The 20,620-nt window shown below is 45.3% G+C and carries 14 protein-coding genes; 2 read left to right on the top strand and 12 right to left on the bottom strand.

Annotation, left to right across the window (positions count from 1 at the left end):
- Nucleotides 1–151: 151 nt before the first annotated feature.
- The 6 genes from BMY60_RS10875 to BMY60_RS10900 form a co-directional block, all read right to left on the bottom strand.
- A complete protein-coding gene (locus BMY60_RS10875) occupies nt 152–928 on the bottom strand; it encodes a hypothetical protein (protein WP_090333586.1) in 777 nt (258 codons plus the stop codon).
- 538 nt (nt 929–1,466) lie between these two features.
- Nucleotides 1,467–2,408, bottom strand: a complete 942-nt coding sequence (locus tag BMY60_RS10880; protein WP_256250803.1) for a PstS family phosphate ABC transporter substrate-binding protein — start codon at nt 2,406–2,408, stop codon at nt 1,467–1,469.
- A gap of 199 nt (nt 2,409–2,607) precedes the next feature.
- Nucleotides 2,608–3,978 (bottom strand): phosphoglucosamine mutase, encoded by a 1,371-nt coding sequence (gene glmM / locus BMY60_RS10885; RefSeq protein ID WP_090333615.1) that lies wholly within the window; start codon nt 3,976–3,978, stop codon nt 2,608–2,610.
- Nucleotides 3,979–4,044: 66 nt separating this feature from the next.
- Nucleotides 4,045–4,896 (bottom strand): dihydropteroate synthase, encoded by an 852-nt coding sequence (gene folP / locus BMY60_RS10890; protein WP_090333589.1) that lies wholly within the window; start codon nt 4,894–4,896, stop codon nt 4,045–4,047.
- A gap of 78 nt (nt 4,897–4,974) precedes the next feature.
- Nucleotides 4,975–6,891 (bottom strand): ATP-dependent zinc metalloprotease FtsH, encoded by a 1,917-nt coding sequence (ftsH, locus tag BMY60_RS10895; RefSeq protein ID WP_090333616.1) that lies wholly within the window; start codon nt 6,889–6,891, stop codon nt 4,975–4,977.
- Nucleotides 6,892–7,074: 183 nt separating this feature from the next.
- Nucleotides 7,075–7,695 carry an RlmE family RNA methyltransferase gene (locus tag BMY60_RS10900; protein WP_090333591.1) on the bottom strand — a complete coding sequence of 207 codons (621 nt, stop codon included), beginning with the start codon at nt 7,693–7,695 and terminating at the stop codon, nt 7,075–7,077.
- A 34-nt stretch (nt 7,696–7,729) separates the two neighbouring features.
- Here BMY60_RS10900 and BMY60_RS10905 point away from each other — a divergent pair, with 34 nt between their 5' ends.
- Nucleotides 7,730–8,095 carry a YhbY family RNA-binding protein gene (locus tag BMY60_RS10905; RefSeq protein ID WP_256250802.1) on the top strand — a complete coding sequence of 122 codons (366 nt, stop codon included), beginning with the start codon at nt 7,730–7,732 and terminating at the stop codon, nt 8,093–8,095.
- A 36-nt stretch (nt 8,096–8,131) separates the two neighbouring features.
- Here BMY60_RS10905 and greA read toward each other — a convergent pair whose 3' ends face one another.
- The 3 genes from greA to carA all read right to left on the bottom strand — a co-directional run bounded on the left by greA (nt 8,132) and on the right by carA (nt 13,065).
- Nucleotides 8,132–8,608 carry a transcription elongation factor GreA gene (gene greA, locus BMY60_RS10910; RefSeq protein ID WP_090333592.1) on the bottom strand — a complete coding sequence of 159 codons (477 nt, stop codon included), beginning with the start codon at nt 8,606–8,608 and terminating at the stop codon, nt 8,132–8,134.
- Nucleotides 8,609–8,673: 65 nt separating this feature from the next.
- Nucleotides 8,674–11,871, bottom strand: a complete 3,198-nt coding sequence (gene carB / locus BMY60_RS10915; RefSeq protein ID WP_090333593.1) for a carbamoyl-phosphate synthase large subunit — start codon at nt 11,869–11,871, stop codon at nt 8,674–8,676.
- A 51-nt stretch (nt 11,872–11,922) separates the two neighbouring features.
- Nucleotides 11,923–13,065: a glutamine-hydrolyzing carbamoyl-phosphate synthase small subunit gene (gene carA / locus BMY60_RS10920; RefSeq protein ID WP_090333595.1), complete on the bottom strand. Its 1,143-nt coding sequence runs from the start codon at nt 13,063–13,065 to the stop codon at nt 11,923–11,925.
- Nucleotides 13,066–13,216: 151 nt separating this feature from the next.
- On the opposite strand from carA, the gene BMY60_RS10925 reads away from it, so the two are divergent.
- Complete coding sequence (locus BMY60_RS10925) at nt 13,217–13,981, top strand: Mut7-C RNAse domain-containing protein (protein ID WP_090333596.1); 765 nt, start codon at nt 13,217–13,219, stop codon at nt 13,979–13,981.
- 52 nt (nt 13,982–14,033) lie between these two features.
- Here the strand turns inward: BMY60_RS10925 and BMY60_RS10930 are convergent, their stop codons facing one another.
- The 3 genes from BMY60_RS10930 to BMY60_RS10940 all read right to left on the bottom strand — a co-directional run bounded on the left by BMY60_RS10930 (nt 14,034) and on the right by BMY60_RS10940 (nt 20,378).
- Nucleotides 14,034–15,404: an ammonium transporter family protein gene (locus BMY60_RS10930; protein ID WP_090333598.1), complete on the bottom strand. Its 1,371-nt coding sequence runs from the start codon at nt 15,402–15,404 to the stop codon at nt 14,034–14,036.
- 387 nt (nt 15,405–15,791) lie between these two features.
- Entirely contained in the window at nt 15,792–15,980 is a 189-nt protein-coding gene (locus BMY60_RS10935; protein WP_090333599.1) for a hypothetical protein, read from the bottom strand.
- 540 nt (nt 15,981–16,520) lie between these two features.
- A complete protein-coding gene (locus BMY60_RS10940; protein WP_090333600.1) occupies nt 16,521–20,378 on the bottom strand; it encodes an EAL domain-containing protein in 3,858 nt (1,285 codons plus the stop codon).
- Nucleotides 20,379–20,620: the final 242 nt, after the last annotated feature.

Genomic DNA, 20,620 nt, shown 5'->3' on the forward strand with positions numbered 1-20,620 from the left:
GCCTCCCCGCATTATCACACTATTCAGCCCGCCTCACCACGTTCAATCCTCTAAAACTCCAACAAAGACTACTCAGTCATGTTCAGACTGTCAAGAGATTTAGCTATTGAAAAGGGCGCAAGCTACATGCACCTGATGACCATCAGAAACATTATGATTTGTTCTCGCCTTTGGCAGCGGTTTTTCGGCGCATAAAATAAAATGCAGCACCTCCAACCACCAGCGCTACTAGACCAATTTCCATCACGCCGAATCCACCCCCATGTCCGGCATGTCCCCCTCCACTGCCGCCAACGGCAAATGGAACGCGCCCTGCCACTACAACTTCATCTGCATCATTTTTTCTTTCAAGCAAAATTTCGTAATGCCCTTTTTGTAGCTCTGCTGAAACGACAATGATTCCTGAATTGTGTGCTGCATAAGGCATATACACAATATCATTTTCACCCGGATCACCCTCAGACTTATCATGAACGCCATGATCGCCATGCATTTCATGTGCATCATGTCCGCTGTGATCAGTTTCTTTTTCAGCAGTTTCACTCGCAGAAGTATTGGCATCATCCGCCTCACCATTCTGATGTTTTTCATGACCACTATGGCCCTGACCACTGTGTCCGGCTTCCACTAATCGTACAGCGAGTGGTATTTCGCGTGAATCCCAGTCTGGCAACTCCACAGTCAGCTGCACTTTGCCAGGTTTCGGAATATTCGAACAATATGAATGCAAAGGTGGAATATCTCCTTCTGGCACTTCATAGCCACTAAACGTCATTGGAAATTCACCATCTTTAATTTCACATCCACCCGCATCATGATGCCCTTCGTGAGCAAGCATTAACTGCGCATATACCGGAAGCGCCAAAACAGAAATCAGTATAATACCAACTAATTTTGCTATCCACCTGCACCCAGAAACTACCTTCATATTTTCTCCAATTTTTGAAATATAAACAGTCGCTTAAATTAAATTTTAATTCTTGTATATAAAAATCACGCTGATCACTAACACGCTAACGAAACGTAGGATTGTATAACAAAAATTTCTGAAGACTAAACGAAACGAATCAAACAAGAGCAATTTCTCAATTTGCAGCCCTCAATTAATCTGACAATTTCCACTACAACCTAATCTTTTGCCGCCTTATTTATTTGCCAGTTTATCCAATCAACCTGTTATTTGACACGAATAATCAGGAAATCTGATTTACTCAAGTCAATCGGTTAAAGACAATTGCGCTATCAATTCACCGAATAATCACCCTCACCGTTAGCTTAAGAACTATTAACAGAAGATCATCACTGGGTATTTTTTCTTCAGCCAGGAATCCTAACAAGTCCCGGATGCTTTAAAATGAACTGAACCCATTGACATCAAAATGAAATTGATATCAAATATTTCTTTGATTTTATACACTTATTTACGCACAGAAAAACAAGCCAGCTCCTGTTATGAATCAAAATAATCACAACCGCGGATCATGCTTCATGACTTTCTCTAAATCAACCCCGACTTCAGATTCACCGAAAAATACCGTACCGACTCTGTTATTAATCAAGTTATCCAAATTCTTTTTGTATATCACAGAAGAAAGCGGGAAATACTTAACTTCGGTCACCAGCTCAGCTGCATTTTCCATAAAGAATTTTACAAGATCCTGAATTTCAGGTTTGTTTCTGGATTCAGCATTCACATAAATAAATACAGGGCGGGACAACGGCTGATAACTGCCGTTTTCTACAGTTTTGGCTGACGGAATCACGCCGCCATCGCCGCTATCAATTGCAACCGCATTAATTTTGTTCTTATTCTCGATATAGTATGCAAAACCGAAAAAACCGAGCGCATACATATCACTTGCAACGCCTTGCACTAAAACATTATCATCTTCCGAAGCTGTAAAATCCCCACGGCTTGATTTTGCCCGGCCCACAATAGCCTCTGTAAAATACTCAAACGTTCCGGAATCTGCGCCCGGACCAAATAATTTAATTTTTTTACCCGGCCACGCAGGATTGACCTGACTCCAGTTATTTATCTTACCCTGAGCCGCCGGTTCCCAAAACCGTTTGAGTTCCTTCACTGTCATTGTCCTACTCCAAGTATTTCTTGGATTAATTACAACCGTTAATGCATCGATTGCGATCGGCATTTCAATATACTGCACGCCCGCTTTTTTACAAGCGTCCATTTCAAGCTCTGTTATGGGGCGGGAAGCATTGACTATATCAAGCTCTCCCCTGCAAAATTTTTTAAAACCGCCACCAGTTCCTGAAATTCCTACGGTGACTCGAACGGCACCGCGTTTAGCAATTTGGAAATCCTCTGCTACAGCTTCAATAATTGGATAAACAGTACTTGAACCATCAATTCTGATAATGGGACTGGCACCAGCATTTGTGCTCATATAAAGCAAACAGCAAACTACAATTAAGACTGCTTGCTTCAAGCGTATCAAACTCAACATTCCTGTACTCCAAAATTTAAATTTCTAGAAACCCTGATATTTGTTTTTAGTAATTTGATATCAGATTTTGAAACATCCTTTCTATTCATAATGAAACCAAGCTTGCACTGAGTAAGCCATCTCGATGTCACAACATGACTTATTCAGCAGTCTGAACACTAACCTTCTGAACTGTTTCTGCAATCTTTTCGGCCCAGAGCTCTACTTTTTGTTCTGATTCTCCTTCCACCATGACGCGTATCAACGGTTCGGTTCCGGAGGCACGCAACAAAACACGTCCCCGTCCATTAAAATCGGATTGCGCTTCTTTAACAACTTTCTGAAGTTCTTTATGCTCCACAAAATTGGATGACCGCGAAACTTTTACATTAATCAGCCTATGCGGATAAAGCGAAATGTTTTGTATTGACTCGGCCAAACTTATCCCACTGTCACACAACGCATGCAATACCTGTAATGCAGAAATTATTCCATCGCCTGTCGTATGCTTATCCAGACAGATAATATGCCCGGAACTCTCCCCGCCAATAAACCAATTTTCTTTACGCAACAATTCCATCACATGACGGTCGCCCACTTTGGACCGCAGAAATGGAATATTCAAGTTTTTAATTCCATTTTCAATCGCCATATTAGTCATCAACGTACCTACTACGCCGCCTTTCATAAAACCGGTCTGTTGTCGATGCTTTGTAATGATATAAATTAACTGGTCGCCATCATAAATAATTCCCTTTTCATCAACCATCATAACGCGATCGCCGTCACCATCAAGTGCAATACCCAGATTAGCCTGATGCAATTTAACCGCATCCTGTAACGTAGAACAGTGTGTTGCGCCACACTCATAATTTATATTCAAGCCATTGGGCTGGTCACCTATAGTCACCACATCTGCACCCAGTTCATGAAACACGTGTCCTGCAATATGGTAAGCCGCACCATGCGCGCAATCCACTACAATCCTCAGTCCGCGCAAATCCAGATGATATGGAAATGTACTTTTGCAAAACTCAATATACCGCCCACTGGCATCTTTAAGCCGCTGCACCTTTCCAAGCTGCGCCGAAGGCATCGTTTTCACTGGGAAATCAATGACCGCCTCTATCTGCCGTTCAATTTCATCGGGTAATTTGGTACCTTCAGCAGAAAAAAATTTAACGCCATTATCTTCAAACAAATTATGCGATGCAGAAATCACAATACCGGCTTGCAGCCTGAGTGCTCGAATCAAATAAGCGATGGCAGAAGTTGGCATCGGGCCAGACAGAAACACATCAACTCCCGCTGCAGACAACCCTGCTTCGAGCGCTGATTCCAGCATATACCCCGATACACGCGTATCTTTTCCGATTAATACCTTGGGCCGCTCACCCTCCATAAGGTGCCAGTCCTTCGCCGCCAGCACTTTTCCCGCTGCAAAACCCAGATTCAGAATTCGATCTGGTGTAATTGGTTCTTCGCCAACACGTCCTCGAATGCCATCAGTTCCAAAAAATTTCTTAGTCAATGATTTAACTTCCGAAATGTGAATGAAAAACAATACTGATAATAAATAATACCATGTGACAACGGTCTAATTTAACTTAATGTTTTTATCGCTGCTTTCCTGTACGGCACTCAAAAAAACCAATGCATCTTTTGTTGCTTTAACATCATGTACACGCAAAATTTTTGCACCATTGTTTACCGCAATTACAGCTGCCGCAACACTTTCATGGATGCGTCGGTCTACAGAATTGCCTGTAACAGCGCCCAACATCGATTTCCGTGACAATCCCACTAGCAGCGGAACTTGTAGTTGGGTTAAATAGCGCAAATTATTCAATAAGGCAAGATTATGTTGCAAAGTTTTTCCAAAACCAAAACCGGGATCAATAATTAGACGATCTCGTGACACACCGATAGCTGTAACTGCTCGAATGCGATCTTCAAGAAAATCATAAATTTCTTGAACAATGTTTTGATACTGTGGATTATCCTGCATACTGGCGGGATTCCCCTGCATATGCATCAAACAGATCAGCACGCGATGATTTTCTACAATTGCTTCCAATGCGCCGGAACCACGCAAAGCTTTGACGTCATTGATGATATCAACTCCCGCATCCATCGCCCGCCGCATCACTTCCGGTTTTGAAGTATCCACTGAGATCAATATTTCTTTGCCTGCAAATGCCTCAATAATTGGCATTACGCGCCGCAACTCTTCACCGACACTAACCGGATCACTACCGGGGCGCGTAGATTCACCGCCGATATCCAATATATCGGCGCCTTCATCAATTAGTTTTCTGGCATGTTTTATGGCATTATCAGTTGAAAAAAACAACCCGCCATCAGAGAACGAATCAGGCGTGACATTAACAACGCCCATTACAAGCGGCTGCCTTGCCGTATGAATTGGATGCAGTTCCGGCAATATCATGACTATCAGTAATGAGAACAAAAAAAGGATACGATTAAGCTAACCGTATCCTAGACGAGTCACTAAGTCGAGAACAAATTAATCCGTTTCTTTAGCAACCCCTTGTGGCGGAATATCAGTTTCCTCTGTTTCTTCGTCAGCAGAAGATGCATCTTCTGTTGCCTGCTCTGACACGGTTTGAGGTGGTTTCGGTGGACGCGGTGGACGACCCTCCATAATATCTTTGATTTGTTCGCTGTCGATGGTTTCCCATTCGAGTAATGCTTGCGTCATCGCTTCGATCTTGTCTTTATTTTCTTCAATCAGCTTGCGTGCAAGCGCATATTGCTCATCAACTATACGCCGGATCTCAGCGTCTACCTTTTGCATGGTTGCTTCACTCATATTTTTATGCGTGGTCACTGAGCGTCCAAGAAAGACCTCACCCTCATTTTCACCATAAACCATGGGACCAAGCGAATCTGTCATTCCCCATTGGGTTACCATCTGACGCGCTAATTCTGTGGCGCGCTCAAAATCATTTGATGCTCCGGTCGTCATTTGATTCATAAAGACTTCTTCAGCGATACGTCCACCAAACATCACCGCCAATCTCTGCAAAATTTCATCCTTTTCCATGCTGAAACGATCTTCGGTCGGCAACTGCATGGTAACACCAAGTGCACGTCCTCTTGGAATAATCGTTACTTTATGAACTGGATCTGTTTTTGGCAGCAGATATGCCACCACAGCATGCCCCGATTCGTGATAAGCAGTATTTTTTCGTTCGCGCTCAGGCATGACAACTGATTTCCTTTCAGCACCCATGAATATCTTGTCTTTGGCATTTTCAAAGTCTTCCATGTCCACAAGGCGCTTGTTTCTGCGCGCTGCAAATAAGGCTGCTTCGTTTACCAAATTGGCCAGATCAGCACCTGACATGCCTGGAGTTCCACGCGCCAATACGTCAGCTTTTACATCTGGAGCCAACGGTACTTTACGCATATGCACATTCAGAATCTGTTCGCGTCCACGAATATCAGGCAACGGAACAGTTACCTGCCGGTCAAAACGGCCTGGACGTAATAATGCGGGGTCAAGGACATCGGGGCGGTTTGTCGCTGCAATCACAATTACGCCCAGTGAACCCTCAAAACCATCCATTTCAACCAGAAGCTGATTAAGCGTCTGTTCGCGTTCGTCATTGCCGCCTCCCAAGCCGGCGCCACGCTGGCGACCAACCGCATCAATCTCATCGATAAAAATAATGCAGGGTGCATGCTTTTTGGCCTGTTCAAACATATCGCGCACTCTCGACGCACCTACACCGACAAACATCTCAACAAAATCAGATCCCGAGATACTGAAGAACGGCACTTGCGCTTCCCCGGCAATAGCACGCGCAAGAAGCGTTTTACCCGTACCCGGACTGCCAACCATGAGCACACCACGCGGGATACGGCCGCCCAGTTTTTGAAACTTGGTCGGATCACGCAAGAACTCCACCAACTCGGCAACCTCTTCCTTGGCTTCCTCACAACCAGCTACATCGTTAAACGTCACCGGGTTCTGAGACTTGTCAAGCATGCGAGCTTTGCTTTTACCAAAAGAAAACGCACCTCCATTACGACCGCCACCCTGCATTTGCCGCATGAAAAATATCCATACCGCAATAAGCAGTAACATCGGGAACCATGAAATGAAAATACTCATTAACATGGATGGTTCTTCCTCTGGTTTCGCTTCAATGACGACTCCGGCTTTCAGCAAATCGCTAACCAGCCAGGGATCTGCAGGGGCGTAAGTGGTAAAACGAGCACCATCCGTATTAGTACCTCTCAACGTCCGGCCGTCGATCACCACTTTTGCAATACGGCCACGATTCAAATCAGAAATAAACTGTGAATAATCAATCGGCACCTGCGCTTGTTGTCGCACGCTGAATTGGTTAAATACCGTCATCAAGATGAGTGCAATCACAAGCCAAATGGCCATATTCTTAAATAAGTTATTCAAAATATCTCCTTGGTTTGCACCTTTCAGAAATTTTCCATTTACACGATACAGACTCTTTTTCAATACACGCACAAAATCAAAGTACTGAACAGTGTAATCTAGAAAAAAATATATAAATTAAGTGCGTTTAATCAATTTTCAAATTATGCCAGACTTTTTATTGTTACCTAAATTTTGCTTTTTTTACAGTTTCTTTTCAAGCCCAAGCAAATAAATTTCGTTACTGCGATCACGAGAAGCCTTTGGTTTTCGCACCAGAACTTTCTTAAATCCGCTTCGCATCGTTTGTAAAAATTGATCGAAACCACTTCCATGAAACACTTTGACCAAAAAATTTCCGCCGTAGTTCAGTTTATCCATTGCAAAATGCAATGCCAGTTCAGCCAAGTACATACTGCGTGCTTGGTCGCTCACGCTTATTCCACTTATGTTAGGTGCCATATCAGAAATAACCGCATCTGCACAACGCTCCGCCAAAATCTTATCCAGCATTTCAACAGCGCTGTCTTCACGAAAGTCATTTTGGATAAACAAAACACCGGGCAATGGTTGCATTTCAAGAATATCCAAAGCAATAACGCTACCTTGACTGCCGACCAGTTGCGCAGCAACCTGCGACCAGCTGCCGGGTGCCGCACCGAGATCAACTACAACCATCCCTTTCTTTAGTATACGATCACGTTCATTAATTTCAAGCAATTTATAAGCGGCACGAGAACGGAAACCATTTTTTTTAGCCAAATTGACGTAACTGTCATTCACGTGCGCTTGCATCCAAGCTTTGCTGGTTTTAGCGCGCGCCATAGCGTAGAATTGCGACTGTTTGTAAATTACTCATATGATGATGCTGACACTAAGTATTACCCGACGCCGCCAATTTTCTGCCCAAGGACATGCGTTGAATCCCACTGTATTCATTGGAAAAGCGGGACTTACAAAAAGTGTACTAAAAGAGCTCGATCACGGATTACTGAGTCACGAATTAATCAAAATCAAGGTACATTTGGGCGACCATGATACGCGAAAAACCATGCTTGAAGCTATTTGCCAAAAACTCAACGCTGCACCTGTTCAACAAATGGGAAAAACTTTTGTGATCTACCGGCCTAAACCCGAAGGTACCGATCAAAAAAAATCTGCTGCAATCAAAACTCAGCGGCACAAACGCGAACCGCGCCGCACCAAACGCAGCTACCAAAACTGACATTGACTGCACCGATAGCACAAAACCGAATGGCACTCAAACATATTTAACACTTATAATTTCATATTCTTGAATTCCGCCGGGCGCCTGAACTTCCGCAATATCCCCCTCGTATTTACCGATCAGTGCGCGCGCAATCGGAGAACTGATAGAAATTTTACCATTTTTGATATTGGCCTCATCATCGCCAACAATTTGATACGTTGTCGATTCACCGGTTTGCAAATTCTCCAATTCTACGGTTGCACCAAACACACACGCCCCATCCGCATTAATAAGCGTCGGATTGATGATTTGCGCATTGGACAATTTGGTTTCTAGTTCGGCAATTCGCCCCTCAATGAAGCCTTGTTTCTCTTTGGCTGCGTCATACTCCGCATTTTCAGAAAGATCACCGTGCGAACGCGCCTCAGCAATTGCCGCAATGACGGCAGGACGATGCACCGTTTTCATTTCATGTAATTCATTACGCAGCGCTTCCGCGCCTGCCACAGTTAAAGGAATTGTATCCATTGTTACTCTTTATCCCTGTTTGTCTTTCAAATTTACCTACAGTAAATACTGATTACACGTGATTACTATGCATGCAATCTCTGCAAATTGTATGCTTTTAATTCCTGCATATTAATCATCCCCATACAGGCAGCCCGCGCGCCTGCCAGGGTCGTATAATAAGTCACTCTGGCCTGCAGCGCCGCATGACGAATCGAGTAGGAATCGCGTATAGCGCTGCTTTTGTTTTTGACGGTGTTGATAATTAAACTGATCTCACCATTTTTGATCATGTCAACAATATGCGGACGCCCTTCTGCCACTTTGTTGACCGTAACGACCTCCAATCCAGCTTCCACCAGCGTTGCTGCCGTACCTCTAGTAGCATAAAGCTTAAAACCTAGCTGCGCAAGATCGCGTGCAATTTCGATTGCATGAAATTTATCCGATTGACGCACGCTGATGAAGGCTTTGCCTGAATTTGGCAGACGGATATCAGATGCCAATTGAGATTTTACAAAAGCTTCAGCAAAGGTATCGCCAACTCCCATCACTTCACCCGTAGACTTCATTTCCGGCCCTAAAATGGTATCGACGCCCGGCAATTTTATAAAGGGAAAAACAGCTTCTTTTACAGAATAAAATGAGGGTGTTATTTCTCGAGAAAAGCCCTGTTGCCGCAAGGTCTTACCCGCCATGCAGCGTGCAGAAATCTTGGCGAGCGGCAAGCCGGTCGCTTTGGATACGAATGGAACCGTCCGGGATGCCCGTGGATTGACTTCCAACACATATACATTTCCATCCTGAATAGCGAACTGCACATTCATTAACCCGACAACTTTCAGCGCACGTGCCATGGCTGCCGTTTGCCGCCGTAATTCAGACTGCATCTCCGGTTGAAGATTAAATGGCGGTAAGGAGCAGGCTGAGTCACCCGAGTGAACACCTGCCTGTTCAATATGCTCCATAATGCCACCGATCAGAACGGTCTCACCATCATGAATTGCATCAATATCAACCTCAGCCGCATTAGTCAAAAAACGGTCAAGCAAAACGGGAGAATCATTGGATACCTTAACCGCCTCTCGCATGTACCGTTCAAGATCCCCCTGTTCATGCACGATTTCCATGGCCCGGCCACCCAGAACATAGCTAGGACGGACAACCAGCGGATAGCCAATTTCCCCCGCAGCAACCAAAGCGGCTTCCGGATTACGCGCAGTACGATTCGGGGGTTGCTTTAACCCCAAATCCTGCAGCATTTTTTGGAAACGCTCGCGATCTTCCGCACAATCAATCATGTCAGGACTGGTTCCAATAATCGGCACACCATTGGCTTCAAGATCGCGCGCAAGTTTAAGCGGAGTCTGGCCGCCGTAATGCACAATCACACCTTGCGGTTTTTCCACCGCCACAATTTCGAGTACATCTTCAAGTGTCAGTGGTTCAAAATATAACCGGTCCGAGGTGTCGTAATCAGTCGATACAGTCTCAGGATTGCAATTGACCATAATCGTTTCATAGCCGTCCTCACGCAATGCAAAAGCCGCGTGCACGCAGCAATAATCGAATTCAATGCCCTGTCCGATCCGGTTCGGTCCGCCGCCTAACACAATAATTTTTTTCCTATCCGTTGGCGAAGCTTCGCACTCTTCTTCATATGTGGAGTACATATATGCAGTACTCGCGGCAAATTCCGCGGCACATGTATCCACACGCTTGTAGACAGGACGAAGATTGAACTGGTGTCGATATATGCGCACCGCAGTTTGATCCGTGTGCAACAATTTAGCCAGTCTGCGATCAGAAAATCCGCTCCGCTTGTACTCCCGAAGCGTTTTCTCTTCGAGTGTTTCCAGCCGCTTCTTGGACAATGCCAGCTCCTGCCGAACCAAATTCTCAATTTGCGCGAGAAACCACGGATCTATGCGGGTTAACTTAAATACTTCCGCTAGCGTCACACCGCAGCGAAACGCATCGGCCACGTACCAGACTCGCTCCGCACCCGGATTAGCCAACTCAGAGCGGATTTTTTCCAAGTTATCGGTTTTCTCATCGAGACCGTCCACGCCGATTTCCAGTCCACGCAGCGCCTTTTGCAAGGATTCCTGAAAGGTTCTGCCAATCGCCATGACTTCCCCAACCGATTTCATTTGCGTGGTTAAACGGTCATTGGCCTGCGGAAATTTTTCAAATGCGAAACGCGGCACCTTGGTTACAACATAATCAATAGTCGGTTCGAATGAAGCCGGTGTAGTGCCTCCGGTAATATCGTTACCCAGTTCGTTCAGGGTATAGCCCACTGCAAGTTTGGCCGCAATTTTAGCTATCGGAAAACCAGTGGCCTTGGAAGCCAGCGCCGAAGAACGCGACACACGCGGATTCATTTCAATAATGAGCATGCGGCCGTCATCCGGATTAATGGCAAACTGCACATTGGAACCCCCCGTCTCAACACCAATTTCACGCAACACCGCGATGGATGCATCACGCATCAGCTGGTATTCCTTGTCAGTCAAGGTTTGAGCCGGAGCAACGGTAATCGAATCACCGGTATGAATACCCATTGGATCGAGGTTTTCGATAGAGCAGATAATGATGCAGTTATCCTGCTTATCACGCACTACTTCCATCTCAAATTCTTTCCAACCGATAACAGATTCTTCAATCAACAGTTCCTTGGTCGGTGAAGCATCCAATCCACGTTCACAAATATCGACAAATTCTTCCCGGTTATAAGCGATACCGCCACCACTGCCGCCCATAGTAAACGAGGGACGGATAATCACGGGGTAACCCATCATTGCCTGCACCTGCATCGCCTCTTCAATACTGTGCGCCACAGCCGAACGTGCTGAGTCAAGCCCGATCCGGGTCATCGCCTGTTTAAATTTCTCGCGATCCTCGGCTTTGTCAATTGCTTCGCGCGATGCACCAATTAATTCCACATGATATTTTTCCAAAACGCCATGCTTGACCAAATCAAGCGCGCAGTTAAGCGACGTCTGGCCACCCATGGTCGGCAATAGCGCATCAGGACGTTCCACATCAATGATTTTTTCTACCATTTTCCAGGTAATAGGTTCGATATACGTTGCATCAGCCATTTCTGGATCGGTCATAATCGTTGCCGGATTGGAATTTACCAGAATGATGCGATAACCTTCCTCACGCAAAGCCTTGCACGCCTGCACACCGGAATAATCAAACTCGCATGCCTGACCAATAATAATCGGCCCGGCACCGATAATAAGAATAGATTGAATGTCGGTACGTTTAGGCATGATCAGTAAAGGAATGGATTTTATTATTTATTATAAGAAAGCTGAACTGTATTAATGTCTGGAACGGCGCATCATGTCAATAAAACGGTCAAACAGATAATCGGCATCATGTGGTCCCGGGCTTGCTTCAGGATGACCCTGAAAGCAGAAAGCAGGTTTGTCAAGCAACTCGAATCCCTGAAGACTGCCGTCAAACAATGAGACATGCGTTACTCGAGCAGTATCGGGAAGCGTATCGACGTCTACGGCAAAGCCATGATTTTGGCTGGTTATAAAAACTTTCAGGTTGTTTACATCCTGAACCGGATGATTGGCGCCATGATGACCGAATTTCATTTTAACGGTACGGGCTCCACTTGCCAGTGCCAACAGCTGATGTCCGAGACATATGCCAAAAATCGGAATATTTTTATCCAGTAACGCACGCGTTGCGGAGACAGCATAATCGCAAGGTTCCGGATCCCCAGGGCCATTTGATAAAAACACGCCATCGGGTTTTAATGCCATTATTGCTTCAGCCGGCGTCTGTGCCGGCATGACAGTTATTTTACAACCACGGTGCGCCAATTTACGCAGAATATTACGCTTAATACCAAAATCAATTGCCACAACATGGAAGCATATTTCGGCTTGTGTCTGATAACCGGATACTAGCGACCATTCGCCTTGATTCCAGGTATATGGACGCTGGCAGGATACAACCTTGGCCAGATCCATGCCTGCCAGACCCGGAAATGCGCGCGCCTGGGCGAGCGCTCGATCGTTATCGATCTGTCCAGCCATGATACATCCGGACTGCACGCCCTTTTCGCGCAAAATACGTGTCAACTTACGCGTATCGATATCGGCAATCGCAACTACTTGCTGGCCTGCAAGAAAATCCGCCAATGATTTCTCGCAGCGCCAGTTACTGGCCATCAGCGGCAAATTACGGATCACCAATCCGGCAGCATGAACCGTATCAACATGACCCGACTCAAAATCCTGCGAATTGGTGCCTGTGTTGCCTATGTGCGGACAAGTCAGTGTAATGATCTGTCGGCAGTAGGAGGGATCGGTCAGTATTTCCTGATAACCTGTCATTGCCGTATTAAAAGCAACCTCCCCTGCCGTGATACCCTCAATGCCAATAGATACGCCATAAAAAACTGTCCCATCTGCGAGTGCAAGAATGGCGGATGGGCGTTGTGACACAAAGAACTCCTCGGGTTTTGACTTGATCGGGAAATTAAGCAGAGAATACTGATATGCCCTGCTTCTTGGGAAGGAAATTATACGTGAAAAATTTTTCAGTTTCTATGTAAATACACGATTACCGGCGTCAATACGAAATAATATTTAACCGATGAAACAGGCCCGCCTGCATTTCTATGCTGAGCTTAATGACTTTCTTGCACCGACCGAACGAAACAAAGCAGTCACGCATTGCTTTAACCACAAGGCATCAATCAAGGATGTCATCGAATCTTATAATGTTCCGCATACCGAGATCGATCTGATTATTGTCAACGGCGTATCGGTTGACTTCAATTATTATGTTCAGCATGGTGATGACATACATGCTTATCCCGCCTATGCTTCAGCCCCGTCAATCGGCCATATTCCGTTAGTGCATCTGGCTCCGCAAATAACCGATAATCCCGGTTTTGTGGTTGACGTCAACTTGGGAAGACTGGCGCGCTATCTGAGATTGCTCGGTTTTGACTGTCTGTATCGCAACCATTTTGCTGATGCCGCCATCGCGGAAATTTCCAGCATATCACGGCGCATCGTACTTACCCGTGACCGCAAACTGCTGCAGCGCAAAATTATCCGTTATGGCTATTTTGTACGCGCTGAAGCACCTAAAATTCAGGTCAAGGAAGTTTTAGCCAAATTCAATCTGCACCCATGGCTAAGGCCGCTGACACGCTGCACGTATTGCAATGGAAAACTAATACAAACCGAAAAGCATTCTATTTCCCATCGTTTGAAACCGCTGACAAAAAAATACTATGACAAATTTCTGATTTGTCCTGATTGCAGCCAGATCTACTGGCAGGGCAGCCATGACATGCGCGTTAAACAATTAATCCAGGAATTTTCCATAAATCACCCTGCGGCCTTATAAACTGCTCAGTCCGCTGCCTGAAATTGAGCGACAAGCCATGATCACATGTGCATTATGAATCCGGCTTATGCAGTATCGATTCAGATTGCGACGCTCTAATCTCATTTTCCAGCGTCTCAATCTGCGATTCCAGTCCGGCAAACATGCCCTTGATTTCCTGCGGCTGATCCTCAGACTGCATTGTGAGCAAGGCAATTTTGCTTTCCAGTGTCTTGATGCGCGCCCGCACCATTTCTATTTCACGCTCGGTTTCCGGGCCGGCCATATGCATAAACTCAACGCTATCTTCATATGGCTCGCGCGTTGTGCCGGTTATTTTAATAACTAATCCAGCGACAAGGCCGCCGACAATCGCAATCCCCAGGGTTATCCCAATACCGGTTAACTGTGCAGTAGCAATACCGGGTATGACCAACAATGCACTGAATCCGCCCAGCAGACCAGGCATGCCATGCAGATTATGCACGCCACAAGTATCCAGAAGCTTAAATTTGTTTTCCAATGTGGGCAGTAAAAAAACATATCCCAGAACCGAGATGGTACCGGCCAGCAAGCCGATACCAAACGCGCCTGCCGGTGATACAACATCACAAACCGATCCAATGCCGACACCTCCAGCCAGTGCAGCATTGGCCATATCGACCATAGATGTTTTACCGCCATTCATTTTGTAACTCAGAAAATACGTTGCAATCGTGGCGCCCGATAGCGCCAGTAATGTATTGGCCACAGTTTGCGGCATATTTTCCAGCGGCACGAGCGCGGTGGCGAAACTGGGCCAGAAAAGCCATAACACCATCGAGCCGATCATGGCAAACCGGTCCGAAGTATGATCAGACTCAACCGGCTTGCCGCGCTGATAGGCCGTAGTCAACACTATCGACATGGCCAAACCGCAATAAGCACCGAATGCATGAATCACAACCGAACCCGCCGTGTCTTGAAATCCCGTCGTCAAACCAAGCGCATCATCTAAAACAATCCACTCATTTAACAAATAAAGCGGCACCACTAACAACGCCAGCAATGCGTATTGGAAAACACGCAGACGGCCAAGCACGGCACCCATCGCAATCAACGCCGTTGCAACCGCCAACTCTGCAAACAAGATTGCATCAAGCGTATGCGGATTTAAAGGATGCCCGAAAACACCGTTGGCGCGCAACAAAATGTAAAGCGGCAATCCAACGGCAACGACCAGGTAGGTTCCTGTAACCGCGCCAAAACCATAGCGGCGCACAAAAACCATTAAAAAACCAAAACCGATTAACAGCATCGCCAGTATATGAATGATGTAATTATACTGCGCAACAGTCCGCGCCTCGCTCGCAACCGCCACAGGCTCCGCACAGACCCAGCCGCCAGTGCCTAGCAGGAACAGACCGAATATCCCAGGCAAGATCCAATGAATGTGCTTTCTCATATGATTTGTCCTTTATGGTCCTTATATGATGATCTTTCGTTTTGAATTATTCTGTGGAATTTTTTGAAGGCAAGCGCCCTTCATAAAGTGTGAGCGTTAATCACACTAAACACAACTGCAAGTTCTCAATAATAAGATACACAAACGTAAAAATGGAAAAGGCCAGTAATGATAATTTCGGTTCTGACTATATGAACATTTTGGCTGAATAGGGGTTGGCCTGGAAACTAATAAAGACAATAAAAAAGCAGAACATAACTATGCGAGGTTACAGCCTAAGGTCGAATAGATGGTTGATCAGGTTGCTTCACAGCATGGAACAAGCAGCGCACAACCTGACCCTAACTGTTTCTATCACATTTTCTCCTAATAAAATACAACAACAAATCAATACATATCTTTCATATCGAATTGAATGCCAGATCCATCAAAATAATCAAGATCATCCAATTCATTCTCGGCAAATTCCATTTCGTCGATGATTCTTGCAACATGGCTGTCCGAGATCATGTCTTCCATCAACTCTTCCGTATCATCAAAATCGTTTATTTCTTCAAAAGAATATTCCATTTCCATTTTGCAGCCCTCCGCCTTTCGTTAACAAGAAATCTTATTAGACATCATGCAGCCTAGCAGTAAAAGCAAAGACAGTTAGTGATTTATCCCACAATTTACTGTTTAAAAGAAACAGGCCCGAACACGTTTTAACGGAAAAAACAGCAAAACAATTCAGGTTGTTGCGAAAAAACCACTATTTCCCGAATTTTTAACCGGCATTGATAGCAACAAACGGCTCTACAAGCCGACTTTACATTTATAAAACTACAATGCTTTGTTTACTCGGCTTGATATCAAATGAAACACGCTGCCGCCGTGCATGCATAGAACGCAGAAGAAATCATAATGCCGCGAGTATTGATACAACACGCAAACAATCCGCTGGAAAAAATCACGAAGTGCATGGCTGATTTACCGATATAAACTTAAACTCGAATAAAGCTGTTTAAGCTTATTCTCACCGGTAAATTCAAAATTAAAAAGTACAGAATCACCCGATTATGTTATGGGCAGCAATTTATTTTAATTCTGTTTGAGAGACGCTACGCAGGCGTTTTATTATGTTTTGTTATTTGTTAACAAACGTTCAAACTGATCAGCAGGTACCGGTTTGCTGTAGTAATAGCCTTGTGCTTCACCACATCCTTGTTCACGCAAAAAAGAAAGTTGTTCGTTTGTTTCCACACCTTCAGCAATAGTCTTCAGACCAAGGCTTTTGGACATACTGATAATAGCGGCAACGATAGCCCTATCTTCTTGGTCTGTAGTAATGTCGCGCACAAATGACCGATCAATCTTGAGTTTATATACTTTGAATTTTTTCAAATAGCTCAATGATGAATAACCAGTGCCGAAATCATCAATTGACATGCGGATACCGAGTTCATGCAGATTGCTCATCACCGATATCGCTCCCAGCGGGTCATGCATCGCTACGCCTTCGGTTAACTCAAGCTCCAAATATTCGGGTGCAACTGCTTCTCCATTGAGAAGGCGTATGATCATATCGAGCAAACTGGCGTGACGAAACTGCACTGCCGATAAATTGACGGCAATAGTAATAGGGGAGTGGCCTCTATTTATCCAGTCTTTTAGCTGTCTCACAGCCGTACGCAACACCCATTCGCCAATCTGCAAAATAACGCCGGAATCTTCAGCAACCGGAATGAATTCATCCGGCGCAACATTTCCCAGTGCCGGATGCCGCCATCGCAATAATGCTTCGCCACCGATGATATGTCCCGTCCTTAGAGATACCTGCGGTTGATAATAAATCATGAATTGTTCTTTTTCTAACGCATGGCGCAAGGCGTTGACCAATTGCAAATTACGCGTTGCCTGAGCCTGCATTTCCGAAGTAAAGAAACGATAACCGTCACGGCCTTCTCGTTTTGCCCGATACATGGCAATATCAGCGTTTTTCGAGAGTGTTTCAATATCCGACCCATCATCAGGGTATAGCGCAATACCGATCGACGCGGTTACAATCAGGTCAAAGTGCTCGTTTCTAAAAGGATCAGAGATTACGCGCAGTATTTTCTGCGCTACTTGCGCCGCGCCGCGAGCTTCATTACCCGGCAGCAACAAAATAAATTCATCGCCGCCCAAACGGGATATTGTATCTTCCGTGCGCAATGCCAGCTTCAAGCGCCTGGATGCTTCGATTAAAAATGCATCGCCGACACTGTGCCCAAGTGTATCGTTGATATCCTTGAACCGGTCAATATCGACGAACATCAGCGCCAGGCGGCCATTGCTGCGTTTTGCCAGATTCAGCGCGTAATTAAGATGATTGTCCAACTGAGTGCGATTGGGCAGACCTGTCAGGGCATCAAAATTTGCCAGGTATTTGATACGTGCTTCGTTACGCTTGCGCTCGCTGACGTCACGGGTAATGCCAAGCAGCGTCACAACGTGCCCATGCTCGTCCCGCATCGGAGCAGCGTGGGTTTCAAGCCAGCGTTTTGTGCCTTTTAGTCCTCGTATTTCGAATTCTAGCGTCTTGTGGCCGCCATTCATTACGTGCTGGTGTAAAGCTTTAAAAGCATCGCGATATTCGGGAAGTATAAAATCAGCGAGATCATGCTGTTTTACAATTTCCAATGAATCCACTTCAAGCATTGCAAGGCCTGCCGCATTCATTTCAAGGATTTTGCCATTTTTGCCGACGACTTTCACACATTCCGGCTCTGTTTCAATAATCGTCCGTAAATACTGCTCGCTTAACCGCAATGCTTCCACGGATTGTGCGCGCTCTTTCTCGATAGCAAAATTATTTAATGCAAAACTGATGTCAGCTGCCATTTCGATGATCAGCTTCTGCACCGCTTCATCAAAAGAAAACGTGTCACCACGAAACAAATTGAAAACGCCCACAACCTCTCCCTTGCAATACAGGGGCAAAGAAGCTGCAGCTCCCCAACCGTATTCTATTGCGTGTGTACGCAAGGTCACAGTCATTGCGTCATTCATAATGTCCTGACACCAGATTGCTTTTTTTTCACGAATAGCAGCTACGGGTATGTCATACCCGGAATTGGAAAAAGCGGTGTCTATTGGAAATTCGAATTCTTGCAGACAGGCAATGCCAGTGCCAAACGAGGCAACTGGCCTGATCAGCTTGTCAGCTTCATCAATCATGCCGATCCATACCATTTTCATTCCGCCGAAATTTACCGCATCACGACAGATCTGAGGTAATAGTTCTACTGTATTGGTACAGCGTACAATCGCCTGGTTACATTGACTGAGTGCCGCATAGAGCTGCGCAAGCTGTTTAAGCCGGAACTCGGTATCCTTTTGTTCTGTGATATCGCGAAACATGCACAGCAAGTTATTGTCAGGCATTGTGGCCGCCATCATTTCAGCCGTAAAATGTGATCCATCCTTACGCTCGAATTGCCACTCCTGCTGATTATTCATCTTGGCTTTAATTGCCTTAAAAGCGGAACCGGGATGTCCGGTCTTGATTTGTTTGATGAAATTAGTAATGCAAAGACCAGTCAATTCATCGCGGTTATAGCCCAACATGCGGCAGGCGCTTGCATTCACGTCGAGACAATAATCCTGATTGTCCACCACTACAATGCCATCAGGCGCGTATTCGAACAGTGAGCGATAACGTGCTTCGCTTCGGCGCAGCACGTTATCGGTCTTGTCACAGTTGATTGCAATGGCAGCGATATGTGTAACGACATCAATGAGTCGCAGATGCTCCGCCTCAGGTAGACCGGGCTTCCGGTAATACATCGCAAAAGTGCCTATCACTTCTTTGTTGACATCAAAAATGGGGATTGACCAACAAGCACGCAATCCATGCGATAACGCAATTGATTTGTAAGGTGCCCAAAGTGGATCAGTTGCAATATTTTCAACGAATACCGCTTCCTTGCGAAAAGCTGCCGTACCGCATGAACCCGCAACAGGGCCAATTGACAGGCTTTCAACCGCAACATTGTATTCGTCAGGCAGATTCGGCGCCGCACCGTGTCGCAAGTGGATACCGTCATCGTCGAGCAGAAGAATGGAGCCCATCATGCCGGGCGCCAGATCTTCAACAATACGAATCAATGCGGTGAGTGTTTCAGAAACCGGCGTACCAGTAGCAATCATCTCCAGTATGCGATTTTGTCCACCAAGCAATATTTCGGCGTGCTTGCGCTGGGTAATGTCATAAGCGATGCCCAGTATCTGACAAACGTGCTCTTCCTCGTTGCATGTAAAAGGGGTTTCATAGCTGACCAGCCAATGCCAGTCGCCTTGCCTAGACGAAACGCGATATTCGATCGAACGCGTTTCTCCTTCGTAAGCATTTCGCCATGCATCTTGACTTTCGGCAATGACGGATCGATCTTCCGGATGAATAATCCTGGTTAATTTTCTTTTTTTTGTCTGAGTTTTTTCAGCCGTATAGCCAAAAGTTGCCACCCATTGCTTGTTGATATATACGTTTTCGCGCTCCAGCAAATCAAAAATGTAAACCATGCCAGGCTCGGTATTCAAAATCCTTTCCAGCATCTGATTTCGACTCTGAAGTTCCGGCACAAAATCTTTACGCATGCTGGTATCACGGACACTCAAAAAAAAGATGCGTTTTTTGTTGTGAATAATTGAGTGTGTATGGATTTCTACCGGAAGCTCACTTCCATCCTTGCAACGGTGTTTCCATTCGTAAATTTCTTTGGATCTTGGGGGCTTATTGAATTTGATCGGTTGCTGACTTTTCATTTCCTGAGCAGCCAACTCCGAAATATTCATTTTTTTTATTTCTTTGAGACTATAACCATAACGTTTTACAGCAGTTCGATTTGCGAAGAGAATTTTGCCTTTTGTATCAACAATAAAAATCGCATCCAGACTTGTGTCGAAAATTTTTCGGCAATTTATATCGGAAAATTCTGAAATATTTTCTTTCATGTGCGTTTTCCTCGAACACCGCTAGTAACTTAGTTACCGAATTCAGTACACTATCCATATGATATCGCCGGGCTCGCAAAGGAATTTTCTTTAATCCGTATTAACTGCCTTTGTTCCCTGTGGAAAAGGAAGGCGTCCATCATTTGGACAAACAAATATTTCAGCGGATTTATCTAGTACTCTATCAATATGATATTGCCAGGTACAGCGTTCGTGGTGTTATGCAACAAGGCACAGCACGC

Origin of the sequence: Nitrosomonas sp. Nm51 (assembly GCF_900111165.1) — a bacterium.
Lineage (GTDB): Bacteria > Pseudomonadota > Gammaproteobacteria > Burkholderiales > Nitrosomonadaceae > Nitrosomonas.

Bases quoted from the DNA above. Each gene is read 5' to 3' on its own strand.
- carB (WP_090333593.1), bottom strand. From the start codon at position 11,871: ATGCCTAAACGTACCGACATTCAATCTATTCTTATTATCGGTGCCGGG.
- BMY60_RS10875 (WP_090333586.1), bottom strand. From the start codon at position 928: ATGAAGGTAGTTTCTGGGTGCAGGTGGATAGCAAAATTAGTTGGTATT.
- BMY60_RS10900 (WP_090333591.1), bottom strand. From the start codon at position 7,695: ATGGCGCGCGCTAAAACCAGCAAAGCTTGGATGCAAGCGCACGTGAAT.
- BMY60_RS10930 (WP_090333598.1), bottom strand. From the start codon at position 15,404: ATGAGAAAGCACATTCATTGGATCTTGCCTGGGATATTCGGTCTGTTC.
- folP (WP_090333589.1), bottom strand. From the start codon at position 4,896: ATGATATTGCCGGAACTGCATCCAATTCATACGGCAAGGCAGCCGCTT.
- BMY60_RS10935 (WP_090333599.1), bottom strand. From the start codon at position 15,980: ATGGAAATGGAATATTCTTTTGAAGAAATAAACGATTTTGATGATACG.
- BMY60_RS10940 (WP_090333600.1), bottom strand. From the start codon at position 20,378: ATGAAAGAAAATATTTCAGAATTTTCCGATATAAATTGCCGAAAAATT.
- BMY60_RS10905 (WP_256250802.1), top strand. From the start codon at position 7,730: ATGATGATGCTGACACTAAGTATTACCCGACGCCGCCAATTTTCTGCC.
- greA (WP_090333592.1), bottom strand. From the start codon at position 8,608: ATGGATACAATTCCTTTAACTGTGGCAGGCGCGGAAGCGCTGCGTAAT.
- BMY60_RS10925 (WP_090333596.1), top strand. From the start codon at position 13,217: ATGAAACAGGCCCGCCTGCATTTCTATGCTGAGCTTAATGACTTTCTT.
- BMY60_RS10880 (WP_256250803.1), bottom strand. From the start codon at position 2,408: ATGAGCACAAATGCTGGTGCCAGTCCCATTATCAGAATTGATGGTTCA.